Genomic DNA, 16,785 nt, shown 5'->3' on the forward strand with positions numbered 1-16,785 from the left:
TATCTAATTGAAAAGCCATGCCACTATATCATAAACTTGGGGATTTTCCTCAAAAGCGACACACCCAATTTGAAAAACCAAATGGAGGTTTTTATTACGAACAATTGTTTGGAACCGAAGGTTTTCACGGACATTCGTCGCTATCTTATCACGTACACAGACCAACACAGGTCAAAGAAATTTTAAACTCTTATTCCGTTGAACCAAAAATTGCAATCGGAAAAAATATAAAATCACTTCTTTTTAAAGGTTTTGAATTAAAACCTGAAAATGATTTTCTGGACAGCCGAAAAGCAATGCTTGTCAACAAAGACTGCATTATTGGTTTGGCCGCGCCAAAAGAATCGCTTCGAAATTATTTCTACAAAAATGCCGATGCCGATGAAATGCTTTTCATCCATAGAGGAAAAGGGAAATTAAGAACCATGTTAGGAAATATTCCGTTTGAATATGGCGATTATTTAATAATTCCGCGCGGTATCATTTACCAGATTGATTTCGAAACAGAAGACAACCGATTATTTTATGTAGAATCGTATTCTCCTTTTTATACTCCAAAACGTTATAAAAACCAATCTGGACAGCATTTAGAGCATTCTCCATTTTGCGAGCGAGATTTTATTCTGCCAAACGAATTGGAAACGCATGACGAAAAAGGTGATTTTTTAATTAAAATCAAAAAAGAAGGAATGCTTCACGAAGTGGTTTACGCCACACATCCGTTTGATGTTGTAGGCTGGGACGGCTACAATTTTCCGTACGGATTTTCAATTCACAATTTCGAACCTATAACGGGGCGTGTTCATCAACCGCCTCCAGTACATCAAACTTTTGAAACGGCAGCTTTTGTCGTTTGTTCATTCTGCCCAAGACTTTACGATTATCACCCGAAAGCAATTCCGGCGCCATACAATCACAGCAATATAGATTCTGACGAAGTTCTGTATTATGTAGATGGCGATTTTATGAGCCGTAATAATATTGAGCAAGGTCATATCACTTTACATCCAAAAGGAATTCCGCATGGTCCCGCGCCAGGCGCAATGGAACGTAGCATTGGTCACAAAGAAACTCAGGAATTAGCCGTTATGGTTGATACTTTCAGACCTCTTATGGTTACGGAAGAAGCTATGAGTCTTGATGATGGGAAATATTATAAATCTTGGACGGAATAATTTCAATTTTCTAACGCATTTTTAACGCAAAGTTCGCAGAGGATTTTTCGCAAAGTTTGCAAAGATTTTTGATGGCGTTTTACTCAAATGAGTTCACAAAGCTTTGCGTTCTTCGCGATTTATAAAATCTTACTAATAAAAATCTTTGCGCTCTTTGCGGTAAAAAACAAATTTTAAACACAACATTTCGGAAATATCAGTTATACGATTAACCGATTAAACAAATAAACATCATGAGCAAAGAAGTAAAATCAGTAGAATACGGATTAGAAAAAATATTTGAAGGAGCACAAGATTTCCTTCCGTTATTAGGAACAGATTATGTAGAGTTTTATGTGGGGAATGCAAAACAATCTGCGCATTATTATAAATCTGCATTCGGATATCAATCATTGGCTTATGCTGGATTGGAAACTGGAGTAAGAGACAGAGCATCTTATGTTTTAAAGCAAGACAAAATTAGAATTGTTTTAACTACGCCTTTAACGGCTGATTCTCCAATAAACGAACATTTGAAAAAACATGGTGACGGAGTAAAAGTTGCAGCGCTTTGGGTTGAAGATGCTACAAAATCTTACGAAGAAACGATGAAACGCGGCGCACGTTCTTTCATGGAACCAACTGTTGAAGAAGATGAATTTGGTCAAGTTATCCGTTCGGGAATTTACACTTACGGAGAAACGGTTCACATTTTTGTAGAAAGAAAAAACTATAATGGTGTTTTCTTGCCAGGATATAAAGAATGGAAATCAGACTATAATCCAGAACCAACGGGATTAAAATATATTGATCACATGGTTGGAAATGTGGGCTGGAACGAAATGAATACTTGGGTAAAATTTTACGAAGACGTAATGGGATTCGTGAATTTCTTGTCTTTTGATGACAAACAAATTACTACAGAATATTCTGCATTGATGAGTAAAGTTATGTCAAACGGAAATGGAAGAATTAAATTCCCTATCAACGAACCAGCTGAAGGGAAGAAAAAATCTCAGATTGAAGAATATTTGGATTTCTATGGCGGACCTGGAATTCAACACATTGCCATTGCAACAGATGATATTATTAAAACAGTATCGCAACTAAGAGCACGCGGCGTTGAATTTTTATCAGCTCCTCCTCATACTTATTACCAAGCAATTCCAGAAAGATTGGGTGTTCATATGGACATGATGAAAGAAGATTTAAATGAAATTGAAAAATTAGCTATCATGGTTGATGCTGATGAAGACGGTTACCTTTTACAAATTTTTACGAAGCCAGTTCAGGACAGACCGACACTTTTCTTCGAAATTATTCAAAGAATGGGTGCAAAAGGGTTTGGTGCAGGTAACTTTAAAGCGCTTTTTGAGTCAATTGAAAGAGAGCAAGAATTGCGAGGAACACTGTAAACTGTTAATTTTCATATACAAAACAATATAATTCTCTAAAAAACGATGCTTTTTTTGCAAATGTTATGTTAAACTTGACTTTGGCTATTTGTTTTTTGAACTTTCTATCTATCTTTGCACTCGCAAATCAGGAAGGGGTGGTTTCCTTCCGAATTGATATAAATTTCATAATTTATAGTTTTTTGGTTAGTTAATAGCATAAAAACTCAGTCATCTTTGACTGAGTTTTTTTGTTTTGGTACATTTGGAATAGAATTTGCATTTATTTACCTTTATAATAAAACGTAAAGATTATACTATGAAAAAGTTCATCCTCATTATATTAGCACTAACAATACTCTCTTTTGCGCCTCAAAAAGAAGATGCTTTCGATACTGGAGAATATTTCAAATTTAGAATACATTACGGAATCGTGAATGCTGGCTACGCAACTCTTGAAGTTAAAGATGCTACCATAAATAATAAAAAAGTATTTCATTCTGTTGGAAAAGGTTTTACAACTGGTATGTCTAAGTTTTTCTTTAAAGTAGAAGATTTATACGAAAGTTATTTTGACAAAGAAACGGGGAAGCCTTATCGTTATGTTAGAAAAATTGACGAAGGCGGTTATACCAAAAATCAAGAAGGCTTTTTTAATCAAAATGAAAATCGAGTTTTAGTAAAAGACTATAAACGTAAATCCGAAAAAACGATTCTAGTATCAGAAGAAGTACAAGACATTGTATCGGCGTTTTACTTTTTGAGAAACCATCCAAATATTGATAAACTAAAATCTGGAGAAGCCATTACAATCGATATGTTTTTTGATGAAGAAATCACAAAATTTAAGTTAAAATTTGTAGGCCGTCAAGATATTACGACTAAATTTGGCACGGTTTCTACTATGGTCTTCAAACCTCTGGTACAGACAGGTAGAGTATTTAAAGAAAAGGAGAGCTTAACACTCTGGATAACAGATGACGTAAACAAAGTTCCTATTAGAATTAAAGCAGATTTAGCTGTAGGTTCACTTAAGGCTGATCTCGATGAATATAAAGGATTAAAAAGTCCACTTAAAGTAAAAAAATAATGAACCCTACAGATAATTCTGAAGCAATTTTAAAAGAAATTGATCTTAAATTTCAAGCCATAAATCAAAAAACTGATGTTCAATTGGAAGGATTGCTTTGGGCTAAACCAATTACATATTGGGATTATATTCAAACTGATGCACTTTTAAATTTACAAATACAACGCACCACACTTCCTGACGAAATGGTTTTTATCATGTATCATCAGGTAAACGAATTAATTTTCAAAATGATTCTGTGGGAAATTGACCAAATTGCAGAAACAGAAAACATCCAAGTAGATTTTTTCAGCGAAAGATTATCAAGAATCACTAGATATTTTGATATGCTTACCAATTCGTTCAGCATAATGGAAAACGGAATGGAAGTAGATCAATACATGAAATTCAGAAATACACTTACTCCTGCAAGTGGTTTTCAGAGTGCACAATATAGAATGATCGAATTTGCTTCGACTGATGTTATCAATTTAACCGACAGAAGATACAAAGCTAACTTTGACGAAAACACTGATTTAGAAACTAGTTTCGAACATCTTTATTGGCAAGCAGCCGGAAAAGATTATCATACAGGTGAAAAATCATACTTGTTAAATGAGTTTGAGAAAAAATATAAAGGGCAATTTTTAAGACAAATGGCTTCGTTTAAAACGAAAAATATTTGGCAAAAATTCACGCAATTACCAATTGAAGATCAACAAAATACAGCATTAATCGCAGCAATGCGTCATTACGATCAAACGGTAAATATTACTTGGGTAATGCAACACCTAAATACTGCTAGAAAATACATTTTAGAAAGCGGAAAAGGAAATGGTGAAGCAACTGGAGGAAGCGACTGGCAAAAATATATGCATCCAAAATACCAAAGACGCATCTTTTTTCCTAAATTGTGGACCGAAGAAGAATTGTCCAATTGGGGGAATGAAAACGAAGAATAATTTCTCCACCAAAAAATCATAAAGTTTGAAAAAAGCAGTCGTAATTTTAATTGTCTTGTTTTCTATTTTTTCTTGTAAAAAAGAAGAAGAAAAAGTAGAAGCCAAAATCACTAAACCAGCAACCAAAAAAATAGAATTCGGTTTTAATTACGCAGATTTTAATGTTGTAAATGATACTATTTCGAAAGGAGATTCTTTCGGTTCGATCATTCAAAGTCAAAATATTGGAGACAAAAAAGTTTTTGATATTGTAGAACAAGTTAAAGATTCTTTTAATGTAAGAAGTATTCGTTACGGCAAGCCTTTTACTTTACTTCGTTCAAAAAACAAAACTAATGATTTACAGGTTTTTATTTATCAGCCAGATGCTTTAAGCTATTATGTTATTGATTTAAGAGATAGCATTGCAAAAGCTTACAAAAAAGTAAAACCGGTTACCTTAAAAAGAAAAATTATTGGAGGCGTTTTAAAAACTTCATTATCTGAAACTTTAGGAGGTGAAGATGTTGAAACAGCATTGGCTGGCAGAATTACAAAAGTATTTTCATGGTCTATTGACTTCTTTAAACTTAAAAAAGGAGATCGCTACGGATTAATTTTTACTGAAAGATTCATCAACGGAAAAACGTATGATGGTGTTGAAGATCTTGAAGCTGCATTTTTTGAATATAAAGGTAAAATCGTTTATGCTTTTCCTTTTGAAAAAGACACTACTTCAGGAAAGATTGAATACTATGATGACGAAGGAAAAACACTTAAAAACTTCTTCTTAAAAACTCCAATCAAATTTAGCCGAATCACTTCAAGATTCACGATGAATAGATTCCATCCTGTACAACATACTTGGAAAGCACATAAAGGAACCGATTATGCAGCGCCAACAGGAACGCCAATTTCTACAACCGCTTCTGGAGTTGTTGAAACTACTGGATATACTGCAGGTAACGGAAATTTCGTAAAAGTAAAACACAACGGAACCTACTCTACTCAATATTTACACATGTCTAAAATCTTGGTTCGCCGCGGGCAGCGCGTTACTCAAGGACAGACAATTGGTTTAGTTGGAAGTACAGGTCTTGCTTCTGGTCCGCATGTTTGTTACCGTTTTTGGAAAAATGGAGTTCAGGTTGATGCTCTTAGACTGAATCTTCCAACAGGAGAATCTTTGACAGGAGGCGACAGGACTCGTTTTATGAAACAGATCGAACCTTTGAAAAGAGAGTTGGATAGTATTGGGAATTTGTAAGAATAAATCTTTATTTTAGCAAAATAAAAATAAAACCAACAACCAATTCTATATGAAATTTAAAAACTTACTTCTGCTTCTTACTTTGGCAGTAAATTTTTCTTTTGCCCAAAACAACATTATAGTAACTAACAATTACGGAAGTAAGAATAGTGAAATTCAGAATTTACTTGATTTTGAAAAAATATATTTTGAGCAGTTCAATTTTGAAGGAAAAGATTTAAAAGGAAAACAATACGTTATTAATCTACAAGAATTTTCAGATGGCAAACTTGTAAATACATCTTTACTTTTTGACGGCAGAGAAACCGATTATTTCAAAATAAAATCGAATAAAGAATCGCTTACTTTTCTATTTAAGATAGCTGATGGAAAATTAAAAACTTATATCAGAGGTGTGAGATTTGGAAGTAAAAAATCGTACTTTAACCTAAAAAGTGATTCTGACGATTATACCTTAAAAGATTTTTTTGGAAATAAAAGAGAATTGAATATTGACGCCAATCAAGAAACACCAATCCTTGCTATTATTACTCCAACCAAACATGCAGATGGAAGTACTTCTTACTGCGAAGTAGTTCAGTCAAACGTTAAACCAGAAAATCTTGGAACACATTTTAGTATTCCGCATTATTTCTTAGTTACAATTCAATTCAAATAAGAAACAGTCATGAAAAATGCGCGTCTTAAAACCATTTACCATGAAACTTTTTCTGGTTTAAAATTATTTTACAGAGACACTACCCTTTCTGAAAATTTGATTTCAAACTATAAAATTGGACAAATAATTCAAGAAAAAGGTTTTACCGATATGACTTCTATGAGCGGCGGTCTTTCGGGAAACTTCAGATATTTGATTGCAAGCGCACATGCTAAAGATTTATCAAAGTTTAATCCTGATTCGGCAAAAATTGGTCATTTTCTTTTAGATTCAATTGCCTATTTTAAAGTATTGGACATGCAGAAAATTGGCGATAAAACACAAATTTTTCTTTTAAATATTCCAGACAACTCGATTTCACTTTTCAAAAATTCATCTTCAAACTTAGAAGAAGAAATTACTGAAAAAGCTCAAAAACGCTTTCGCGAAAAGATCGATGCTGTTTTAATTCCTGAATTACAAACTGAAAATTGGAAAGAAAGAACCAAACTTCCTCTCGGGATGGACGAAAACGGAATTCTATTTTTTGATGATTCTAAAATTAAAATAGAATATCCAAAAAGAATTGATATTGACGTAGCTAAAAAAACTATAGCAATTAACAAGAAACCTTGGTGGAAATTTTGGTAAAACTTAATGAAACAAATTTTATTACTATCTCTCTCGGCAATTACAATTGGATGTTCTAAACCAAAAACTTTTCTCTTAAATGATACTGGGAAAAACAAAAATTATGTTTCAGAATTCGTAAATAATGCTTTTGAACAAAATGAAATAGGCGCTTCACCTATAATTGTAATTAACGGAAAACCTTTAATTTACGATAAAAGCAAAGACACCATAATAGTACCTTTAAAGAAAACAGACATATCTAGTTTAGAGTTTTTAAACAAAAATAGCAGCCGCATAATATATAATGAAAAAGAAAATGATGGCGCAATAATCATAACCAGTAAAATTCAACCTTAGAATCTATAAAACGTTTTCGTAACTAATTGTTATATAATCGCAAACCGTTCTCCTTTTAAAAGTTATTTCAGTATTTTTGTGTTTCAAAAAACAAACTCAATTATAGATCAAATGGCTTTAAACACAACAAACCCAACTGGGACTGAAGCGTGGAAAAATCTACAAAACCACTATAACGCAATTCATAAAACCACAATACAAGAATTGTTTCAACAAGATAGTGCTCGTGCTGAAAAATTCAATTTACAATGGAATGACTTTTTAGTAGATTATTCAAAAAATAATATCAGTCAAGAAACTATTTCTCTTTTATTAGAATTAGCAAATTCAATCGGAGTAAAAGATGCTATCGCACAATATTTTGGAGGAGAATTAATCAACCAGACTGAAAATCGTGCAGTTTTACATACCGCTTTACGTGCTCCAAAATCGGCAGTGATTAAAGTTGATGGAGAAAACGTAATTCCAGAAGTATACGAAGTAAAAAATAAAATTAAAAATTTCACTGACGAAGTAATTTCTGGTCAGAGAAAAGGTTACACAGGAAAAGCTTTTACGGATGTTGTAAATATCGGAATTGGAGGTTCTGACCTTGGTCCTGTTATGGCTGTTGAAGCTTTACAATTTTACAAAAATCATTTAAATCTCCATTTCGTTTCAAACGTTGATGGTGATCACGTAAATGAAGTAATCAAAAAACTAAATCCTGAAACCACTTTATTTGTAATTGTTTCTAAAACTTTTACAACTCAAGAAACGCTTTCAAATTCTGAAACTATTAAAGAATGGTTTTTGAAATCGGCAACTCAAGAAGATATCGCAAAACACTTTGCAGCGGTTTCTACAAACATTAAAAATGTAACAGAATTCGGAATTAATCCAGACAACGTTTTCCCAATGTGGGATTGGGTTGGAGGAAGATTTTCTCTTTGGAGCGCAGTTGGTTTGAGCATCGCTTTAGCAATTGGTTTTGAGAATTACAGCCAATTATTAGTTGGAGCAAATGAAATGGACGAACATTTCAAATCGGCAGAATTTGACAAAAACATTCCAGTAACTTTAGCTTTATTAAGTGTTTGGTACAACAATTTTTATGGCGCTGAAAGTGAAGCTTTAATTCCATACACACAATATTTATCAAAACTAGCTCCGTATTTGCAGCAAGCAACAATGGAAAGTAACGGAAAAAGTGTTGGCCGTGACGGAAAACCTGTTAATTACCAAACTGGAACAATTATTTGGGGAGAGCCAGGAACAAATTCGCAACACGCTTTCTTTCAATTAATTCACCAAGGAACAAAATTGATTCCGACAGATTTTATTGGATTCGTAAAACCACTTTACGGAAACGAAGATCATCATGATAAATTAATGTCGAACTTCTTTGCACAAACGGAAGCATTAATGAATGGAAAAACAGAAGCGCAAGTTCAGGCTGAATTTGACAAACAAGGACTTTCTGCAGAAAAAGCATCTTATTTAAGACCTTTTAAAGTTTTCACAGGAAACAAACCGACTAATACTATTTTGATTCAAAAACTTACACCAAAAAGCTTAGGTTCTTTGATTGCATTATACGAACATAAAATTTTCGTTCAAGGAGTAATTTGGAACATCTTTAGTTTTGACCAATGGGGAGTTGAATTAGGAAAGCAATTGGCTAATTCTATTTTAGATGAAATCAATTCTAAGGCTGTTAAAAATCATGACAGTTCAACTTCATTTTTGCTGAATCATTTCTTGAAAAACAAATAAAAAACAGAAAATTAAATCTTTCATAACATTCTGAAACGCCTTGATTTAACTCAAATTAAGGCGTTTTTTTTACTAAAATACCGACAAAAAGCATAAAAAAACCGCTTAATTGCACGTTTTAGCTTACAAGATAATTAGAAAAATTATATTTTTAACAAAAAACAGCCGAATAAATTTAACAAAACGACATTTTATTTAAAGAAAAAAGAATAATTCATTTTAATACGCAACACAAAAGACAAAACTTTGTTTTCTTAACATTTCGATAACATTATCTGAGTTATTTGTTATAATTTTGCCAAAAACAATTAACTCAATAACAAAATGAAGAAAATGAAAAATTGGTTACTGACCGGACTATTTTTTATGATAGTTTCAACCGTATTTTCTCAAGGAAAAGTTACTGGTACTATTACCGACGGAACAGGTTCATTACCAGGAGCAAATGTAGTGATCAAAGGGTCTACTACAGCAACTTCAACAGATTTTGATGGAAAATTTACTCTTAATTCTACATCAAGCACAGGAGAGATCGTTGTATCTTTCTTAGGTTATGACAACCAAACTGTAAAATTTACAGTATCAAATGGCGCAACTACAAACTTAGGAACTATTACTCTAGTAGCTTCAAATTCTAACGAATTAAGCGAAGTTGTAGTTACAAGTAGCGTTATTGACGTAGCTAAAGACAGAAAAACTCCTGTTGCAGTTTCGACAATTAAAGCAGCTGAAATTCAATCAAAATTAGGATCTCAAGAGTTCCCTGAAATCTTAAAAAGTACTCCATCTGTATATGCTTCAAAAGCAGGAGGTGGATATGGAGATTCAAGAATTGCGATTCGTGGATTTGACCAAAAAAATATTGCAGTTATGATCAATGGAGTTCCAATCAATGATATGGAAAATAGCTCTGTTTACTGGAGTAACTGGGCAGGTATCTCTGATGTAACATCTGCTATGCAGGTTCAAAGAGGTCTTGGAGCTTCTAAATTAGCTATTTCTTCTGTTGGAGGTACAATCAACATTGTAACTAAAACATCTGATATGAAAGAAGGAGGATCTGTTTCTTCAAGCTTTGGTAACAATAATTACTTAAAAACACAAGCTTCTTACAACACAGGAGTTATGAAAAACGGACTTTCAGCTTCTGTTTTATTTAGTAGAACAGCTGGAGACGGATACGTTGATGCTACTGAATTTGAAGGATACAATTATTTCATTGCTTTAGGTTACAAAGCTAGCGATAAGCATAACTTCCAATTTACATTCACAGGAGCACCTCAATGGCACGACCAAAGATCTACATCTCCACTTTTAAGTGATTACATTAAATACGGTAATGGTACTGATCCAAACATCAAATACAACTCTGATTGGGGAATGAGAAATGGTGAAGAATATAATTTAAAAACAAATTATTACCACAAACCAGTAATGTCTCTTAACTGGGATTACGATATCAACTCAACTACAAAATTATCTACAGTAGCTTATGCTTCATGGGGACGTGGAGGAGGTACTACTACAAATGGTGGTATTAGAGGAAACAACGCTTACTCAACAAACAACTCATTAAGAACACCTGATGGTCTTGTGAATTTTGATTTAATCGAAAACTGGAACTCAGGACAAGCTACAACTTTAGGAACAAGAGTTCCAGTAAACGGACAATACGAAAACAGTGCTGATACAGGTAGTAACAGAGTAAATGGTGCAACAGTTATCAATAATACAGCAGGTATTTCTCAAATTGCTTCTGTAAACTCTCACAACTGGTATGGTACAGTAATCAATTTAGACAAAAAATTCTCTGAAAACCTTACATTCGATTTTGGAGTTGAAGGAAGAATGTATCAAGGTATTCACTTTCAAAACTTAATTGATTTACTTGGAGCTGATGTTTACAAAAACACTGCTGACGTAAATAACAATCCTGGTTATTTTAGCACTACTTATGCTCCAAGACCAAATGGAAATCCATTTATTAGTACAGACTACCAAGATAGAATTAACTACTGGAATGACAGTAAAGTTAATTACTATGGAGCTTTTACACAATTGGAATATACTACTGGTAACTTGACGGCTTTCCTTCAAGGAGCTATATCTCAACAAGCTTACCAAAGAATTGACCACTTCAAGTATGCTTATGATAATCCTCTTGCTAAAACAGGTTTCAAAACTATTACTGGTGGAGATATTAAAGCTGGAGCTAATTATAACATTGACGAACACCATAATGTATTTGTAAATGGAGGTATATACTCAAAACAACCGTTTTTCAATGCAGTATACCCTAACAATGCTTCAATTGTTAACCCGAACCTTACAAACGAGAAAATCAAAGCAATCGAACTTGGTTACGGTTTCCGTTCTGGAATCTTTAATGCTAACTTAAATGCTTATTATACTACTTGGGATGACAGATTTACAACTGCAACTGACCAAGCAGCGACTAACCCTAGCGGATATTATACTTTCCAAGGTGTTAATGAAATACATAAAGGTGTTGAGTTAGATGTTACAGCTAAACCAATTGACAAGTTAAAATTAAACGGAATGATCTCTATTGGTGACTGGAAATATAGCGGTAATGCTACAAGTAGCCGTTTTGATGTTGCTAATAACCCAATTGATGGAGACCAACCTTTATACTTGGATGGAGTTAAAGTTGGAAACAATGCTCAAACAACAATGGCACTTGGTGCGGCTTATGAGATCTTAAACGGTCTTAATGTTGATGCAAACCTTAACTACTCAGAAAAATTATACGGAAATATCGATGTAGCTAAATTCTCTGCTGTTGATAACAAAGGCGCTATGGAATTACCAGGTTTCGCAACTACAGATGCTGGTGTATCTTACAAATGGAACATTGCTCCTAAGTTAGGTTCATTAAACTTCAGATTAAATGTAAACAACGTTTTTGATAAAGTTTTCATCAACGAATCATTTACAAACATCTTTGCTGATGACAACATAAGCACTTCAAACCCAGCTTTAGGAACTTATGCTTCTAACGGTCAGCTTTACAACGGAGTTGCTACTGCAAACAAAGTTTACTTTGGTTACGGAAGAACTTGGAACTTAAGCGTTCGTTACGATTTCTAAGAATTTAGAATCTAAATAAATAATAAAAACGGCATTGACTTTTAAGTTTGATGCCGTTTTTTTATAGCCTTTTTTGCTATATTTGTTTTTAAACAAAAAACAAAGTTTATGTATAATTTTCTACAAAAATTCCACTCTGGTTGGGCGTACTTAGCATTGCTTCTTTTACTTGTTGCAGTGGTTAACGCAATTCTCGGAGTAACATCAAAAAAAGAGTTTACTGCTAAAGATCGTAAAATCGCTTTATTTGCCTTAATTGGAACTCATACTCAGTTATTAATTGGTTTAATCTTATATTTTGTTTCTCCTCTTGGAAAAGCCGCTTTTGGACAAATGTCTAATGCAGAATTAAGATTAACATCATTAGAACACCCTCTAATTAATATTATCGCTATCGTCCTAATTACAATTGGATGGTCTAAACATAAAAAACTAATCAATAGTGAAGCTAAATTTAAAACCTTTGCTATTTTTTACGGATTAGGATTACTGCTTATTTTAAGTAGAATTCCTTGGAACCTTTGGTTCTAAAAAAATACCAATTAAAGCCCTCCTACAGGGCTTTTTTTATCTCGGCATATTATTTGTACAAACTCCCCCCAAGTCTGAAAAAGAATAACCCATGAGAAATAAAAAAACCATTTTATTCGCCACAATTGCTCTAACGTTACTTAGCGGCTTTACCTATGTGATAAGCCAAACCAAACCTACAACAGAACCTAAAATTGTTCAAGACACTGTTAAAAATGTAAAACCAACTATTGTTCCCTTACCAGAGGACTCAGTTTTTACAGATAAAGGTTTAAAACTTAGACCATACAAGAAAAACGCTCATGCATCCTACTACGCAGATCGTTTTAACGGAAAAAGAACCGCTAACGGAAGCAGATTCAACAACAACAGTTACACTGCTGCCCACAAAAAACTTCCTTTTGGAACTAGGGTAAAAGTAACAAATGAAGCCAATGGCAAATTCGTTATCGTAAAAATTACAGATCGCGGACCTTTTGTAAAAACCCGCGAAATCGATTTGTCTAAAAGAGCTTTTATGGACATCACAAAAAGCAAAGGTGCCGGAGCAATGAAGGTTACCATTGAAACCATAGTAGAATAAAAAAATCCCGCTTAAAGCGGGATTTTTATTTTAAACCAATTTTCTTAGCGCCATTGCGATTCCGCTATGAAGTCCTTCATGATAATTATTAAAATCTAAAGCACCTTGGACATGACGAAGCGTGAATCCGATGCTTGTAGTATATTCATGGTAATCAACAAAAAGACCACTTTCAAAATCATTTTTTGTTTTTTCTAATGTTGTCGAAAGCAATGTTCTAATTTCGTCGACCTCAGCCTGAGAAACATCTCCTTCAGGTTTGGTTCCCTTTCTGTATTTGTTAATGAAATCTTCAGAAACCATTGTTGGAAGACCTGATAATTTATAAACCAAAACCTGTTGCGAAGAAATACAATGGCCTATATTCCAAATAATATTATTGTTAAAACCATCTGGAATTTTGTTTAATTGTTCTAATGAATGACCATCTAAAATTTTCAAAAGAATTTCTCTAATCGTTTTTTGTACATCAAAAACTGAACTCATAATTTTATTTTTTTTCTAAAATTAGGCATTTTTAAGTTTCAAATGAATTTTCTTTGTATTCTAATAAAATTCAAAAATCATGAACAAAATATATTATTTATCATCTTGCGATACTTGCAGAAAAATCATTAAAAGTTTACCCGAAAACAATTTAGTTTTTCAAGACATAAGACAAGATCCTATTACAGAAGATCAGCTTGAAGAAATGTACAACCTTTCAGGAAGTTATGAAGCGTTATTCAGTAAAAAAGCTCAATTATACAAATCAATGGACTTAAAAAACAAGTCTTTAACTGAGGCTGATTTTAAAAAATATATTTTAGAACATTATACTTTCTTAAGTCGCCCAGTTTTTATCATTGACGGAAAAATTTACATTGGCAACAGCCAAAAAAATGTAGCAGAAGTCATAAATGCTCTAACGTAAGAATAACCGTAAATTTTGACCTACAAAACTGATTCACAATTTACAACACAAGGCATCAAACTTTTAATTATCTTTGCGCCTTTATACTCAATTATATGATACAATCTATGACAGGGTTTGGCAAAGCTTCTTTGCAATTGCCTACAAAAAAAATTACCGTTGAAGTAAAATCCCTAAACAGTAAAGGTTTAGATTTGAATGTAAGAATGCCATCGCTTTATCGCGAAATGGAACTTGGATTACGAACTCAGATTTCGACTAAATTAGAAAGAGGAAAAATTGATTTTGCGATTTACATCGAAAATACCGCAGAACAAACTTCAACTAAAGTAAATGTGCCTGTCGTAAAATATTATATCACACAGTTAAAAGAAGTTAATCCTGATGCAGATGAAACTGAATTAATGAAAATGGCGGTTCGTATGCCAGATACATTAAAAACAGAACGTGAAGAAATTGACGAAGATGACTGGGATCAAATTCAGGTTATTATAGATGAAGCGCTTCAAAACATCTTAAGTTTTAGAAAAGACGAAGGCGAATCTCTTGAAAAAGAATTCAATTTACGAATTGGAAATATTCGCCAATTTATGAACGATACGCTGGCGTTAGATCCAGAACGTGTTCAAGCTATTAAAGATCGTTTGCAAACGGCAATTTCAGAACTGCAAGTTAATGTAGACGAAAACCGTTTTGAACAAGAATTAATCTATTATTTAGAAAAATTAGATATCACAGAAGAAAAAGTGCGTTTAGGAAATCATTTAGATTACTTTTTAGAAACTTTAAATGGTTCTGAAGCTAACGGACGAAAACTTGGCTTTATCACTCAAGAAATGGGACGTGAAATCAATACAATGGGATCTAAATCGAACCATGCTCAAATGCAGAAATTGGTCGTAATGATGAAAGATGAATTGGAGAAGATTAAGGAACAAGTATTGAACGTTCTTTAAATTAAAAAATCCTTTATTGATCTTTTTAAGCATGAAAACTATTTTTAAAATCATAGAGAAAGTTTTCCTGCTAATTTGCATAACGATTCTCGCAGATCGCTCTAACTTCCCTCCTAAAGAATTTACTCTTATAGGAAAATGGAAAGAAATAGAATCAAGTGGTAGTGATGTAAACAAGCTGTTTCAAATCAGTATAGAAGATGGAAATGAAATAACTTTTGAGAAAGGAAATATTGCAATAGATAAATTAAAGAATAAAGGCACTTATGAAACTTTTGGAGATAATCTTCATATCTCCTTTCCAAAAGAAGAATACTATTACATCATCAATCGTCATAAAACTGACCCTGAAAAAATGTATTTAACACCAGCAGATGAATATTATAGCATTCTTTGTGATGAAGGTTGCGCTTTTTTATACAAAAAAATACAATAAACAATTTCAATATAAATAAAATATTGAGTTAAGGCTTAAGCTCAAAAGCCTAAAATAAAAGCACATATAATGAACAAAGGAAAATTAATTGTTTTTTCGGCACCTTCAGGCTCAGGAAAAACAACTATCGTAAAACATTTATTAGGACAAGAAGATTTAAATCTTGAATTTTCTATTTCGGCAGCATCGCGCGCACCACGAGGTGAAGAAGTACACGGAAAAGATTATTATTTCATTTCGTTGGAAGAATTCAAAAAGCACATTAAAGCAGAAGATTTCTTAGAATGGGAAGAAGTTTACCGTGATAACTTCTACGGTACTTTAAAATCGGAAATTGAAAGAATCTGGGCTTTAGGGAAAAATGTCATTTTTGACATTGACGTAGTTGGTGGTCTTCGTATTAAACATAAATTTCCAGAAGAAACTCTTGCTGTTTTTGTTAAACCTCCAAGTGTTGACGAATTAAAACGCCGATTAAAACAACGTTCTACAGAAAGCGAAGACAAAATCAATATGCGTATTGCAAAAGCTTCTGTAGAATTGGCAACTGCTCCTCAATTTGACGTAATCATCAAAAACTATGATTTACCAGTTGCCCTTGAAGAAGCGCATCAACTGGTTAAGGATTTTATTTCTAAAAAGTGATTAGTGAATAGTAATTAGTCATTAGCTTAAAAAACAAGTATGATAAAGTCTTATAAAGATTTACTGGTTTGGCAAAAAGGAGTTAAAATAGTTTCTTTAGTTTACCAGTTAGTAAAATCATTTCCTCAAGAAGAATTATATGCTTTAACAAGTCAGTTAAAAAGAGCTTCCGTTTCAATTCCCTCAAATATAGCAGAAGGTTATGGCAGGAATACAGATAAATCTTTTAGCCATTTTTTAAACATATCAAGAGGTTCTTTGTTCGAAATCGAGACTCAATTATTAATTGCTAATGACCTTGGTTTTATAACCAATCAAACTCTTTATGCAGAAATTTTAAATCAAATTGAGGAAGAATCAAAAATGATTAATGCCTTTTCAAAAACACTAAAAGACTAAT

At 32.9% G+C, this 16,785-nt stretch carries 18 protein-coding genes; 17 read left to right on the plus strand and 1 reads right to left on the minus strand.

Features of this window, described 5'->3' with window-relative positions; all coding sequences use genetic code 11:
• Window positions 1-17 precede the first annotated feature (17 nt).
• From DM444_RS12990 to DM444_RS13045, 12 genes are all read left to right on the plus strand, one after another.
• On the plus strand, window positions 18-1,175 hold the full coding sequence (locus DM444_RS12990) for a homogentisate 1,2-dioxygenase (RefSeq protein ID WP_111287273.1): 1,158 nt from the start codon (window positions 18-20) through the stop codon (window positions 1,173-1,175).
• Between the two features lie 233 nt (window positions 1,176-1,408).
• Window positions 1,409-2,569: a 4-hydroxyphenylpyruvate dioxygenase gene (gene hppD / locus DM444_RS12995; protein ID WP_111287275.1), complete on the plus strand. Its 1,161-nt coding sequence runs from the start codon at window positions 1,409-1,411 to the stop codon at window positions 2,567-2,569.
• A gap of 298 nt (window positions 2,570-2,867) precedes the next feature.
• Entirely contained in the window at window positions 2,868-3,638 is a 771-nt protein-coding gene (locus DM444_RS13000; protein ID WP_111287277.1) for a DUF3108 domain-containing protein, read from the plus strand.
• Complete coding sequence (locus DM444_RS13005; protein WP_111287279.1) at window positions 3,638-4,579, plus strand: tryptophan 2,3-dioxygenase family protein; 942 nt, start codon at window positions 3,638-3,640, stop codon at window positions 4,577-4,579. The genes DM444_RS13000 and DM444_RS13005 overlap by 1 nt, the downstream gene beginning before the upstream one ends.
• A gap of 25 nt (window positions 4,580-4,604) precedes the next feature.
• Window positions 4,605-5,825, plus strand: coding sequence for a M23 family metallopeptidase (locus DM444_RS13010; protein ID WP_111287281.1), 1,221 nt, complete (start codon window positions 4,605-4,607; stop codon window positions 5,823-5,825).
• A 52-nt stretch (window positions 5,826-5,877) separates the two neighbouring features.
• Window positions 5,878-6,486: a hypothetical protein gene (locus DM444_RS13015; protein ID WP_111287283.1), complete on the plus strand. Its 609-nt coding sequence runs from the start codon at window positions 5,878-5,880 to the stop codon at window positions 6,484-6,486.
• A gap of 9 nt (window positions 6,487-6,495) precedes the next feature.
• Window positions 6,496-7,116, plus strand: a complete 621-nt coding sequence (locus DM444_RS13020) for a hypothetical protein (protein ID WP_111287285.1) — start codon at window positions 6,496-6,498, stop codon at window positions 7,114-7,116.
• 6 nt (window positions 7,117-7,122) lie between these two features.
• Window positions 7,123-7,455, plus strand: a complete 333-nt coding sequence (locus DM444_RS13025; RefSeq protein WP_111287287.1) for a hypothetical protein — start codon at window positions 7,123-7,125, stop codon at window positions 7,453-7,455.
• 111 nt (window positions 7,456-7,566) lie between these two features.
• A complete protein-coding gene (gene pgi / locus DM444_RS13030; RefSeq protein WP_111287289.1) occupies window positions 7,567-9,210 on the plus strand; it encodes a glucose-6-phosphate isomerase in 1,644 nt (547 codons plus the stop codon).
• Window positions 9,211-9,543: 333 nt separating this feature from the next.
• Window positions 9,544-12,321 carry a TonB-dependent receptor gene (locus DM444_RS13035; RefSeq protein ID WP_317048482.1) on the plus strand — a complete coding sequence of 926 codons (2,778 nt, stop codon included), beginning with the start codon at window positions 9,544-9,546 and terminating at the stop codon, window positions 12,319-12,321.
• Window positions 12,322-12,429: 108 nt separating this feature from the next.
• Complete coding sequence (locus DM444_RS13040; RefSeq protein WP_111287293.1) at window positions 12,430-12,852, plus strand: hypothetical protein; 423 nt, start codon at window positions 12,430-12,432, stop codon at window positions 12,850-12,852.
• Window positions 12,853-12,943: 91 nt separating this feature from the next.
• Window positions 12,944-13,435: a septal ring lytic transglycosylase RlpA family protein gene (locus tag DM444_RS13045; protein WP_111287295.1), complete on the plus strand. Its 492-nt coding sequence runs from the start codon at window positions 12,944-12,946 to the stop codon at window positions 13,433-13,435.
• 30 nt (window positions 13,436-13,465) lie between these two features.
• Here DM444_RS13045 and DM444_RS13050 read toward each other — a convergent pair whose 3' ends face one another.
• Entirely contained in the window at window positions 13,466-13,921 is a 456-nt protein-coding gene (locus tag DM444_RS13050; RefSeq protein WP_111287297.1) for a DinB family protein, read from the minus strand.
• Window positions 13,922-14,000: 79 nt separating this feature from the next.
• On the opposite strand from DM444_RS13050, the gene DM444_RS13055 reads away from it, so the two are divergent.
• The 5 genes from DM444_RS13055 to DM444_RS13075 all read left to right on the plus strand — a co-directional run bounded on the left by DM444_RS13055 (window position 14,001) and on the right by DM444_RS13075 (window position 16,784).
• Complete coding sequence (locus DM444_RS13055; protein WP_111287299.1) at window positions 14,001-14,348, plus strand: arsenate reductase family protein; 348 nt, start codon at window positions 14,001-14,003, stop codon at window positions 14,346-14,348.
• Between the two features lie 95 nt (window positions 14,349-14,443).
• Complete coding sequence (locus DM444_RS13060; RefSeq protein WP_111287301.1) at window positions 14,444-15,304, plus strand: YicC/YloC family endoribonuclease; 861 nt, start codon at window positions 14,444-14,446, stop codon at window positions 15,302-15,304.
• 31 nt (window positions 15,305-15,335) lie between these two features.
• Window positions 15,336-15,740 carry a hypothetical protein gene (locus tag DM444_RS13065; RefSeq protein WP_111287303.1) on the plus strand — a complete coding sequence of 135 codons (405 nt, stop codon included), beginning with the start codon at window positions 15,336-15,338 and terminating at the stop codon, window positions 15,738-15,740.
• Window positions 15,741-15,809: 69 nt separating this feature from the next.
• Window positions 15,810-16,385 carry a guanylate kinase gene (gmk, locus tag DM444_RS13070; RefSeq protein WP_111287305.1) on the plus strand — a complete coding sequence of 192 codons (576 nt, stop codon included), beginning with the start codon at window positions 15,810-15,812 and terminating at the stop codon, window positions 16,383-16,385.
• A 39-nt stretch (window positions 16,386-16,424) separates the two neighbouring features.
• Window positions 16,425-16,784 carry a four helix bundle protein gene (locus DM444_RS13075; protein ID WP_111287307.1) on the plus strand — a complete coding sequence of 120 codons (360 nt, stop codon included), beginning with the start codon at window positions 16,425-16,427 and terminating at the stop codon, window positions 16,782-16,784.
• Window position 16,785 lies beyond the last annotated feature (1 nt).

The sequence above is a fragment of the Flavobacterium ginsenosidimutans genome (assembly GCF_003254625.1).
Taxonomy (GTDB): domain Bacteria; phylum Bacteroidota; class Bacteroidia; order Flavobacteriales; family Flavobacteriaceae; genus Flavobacterium; species Flavobacterium ginsenosidimutans.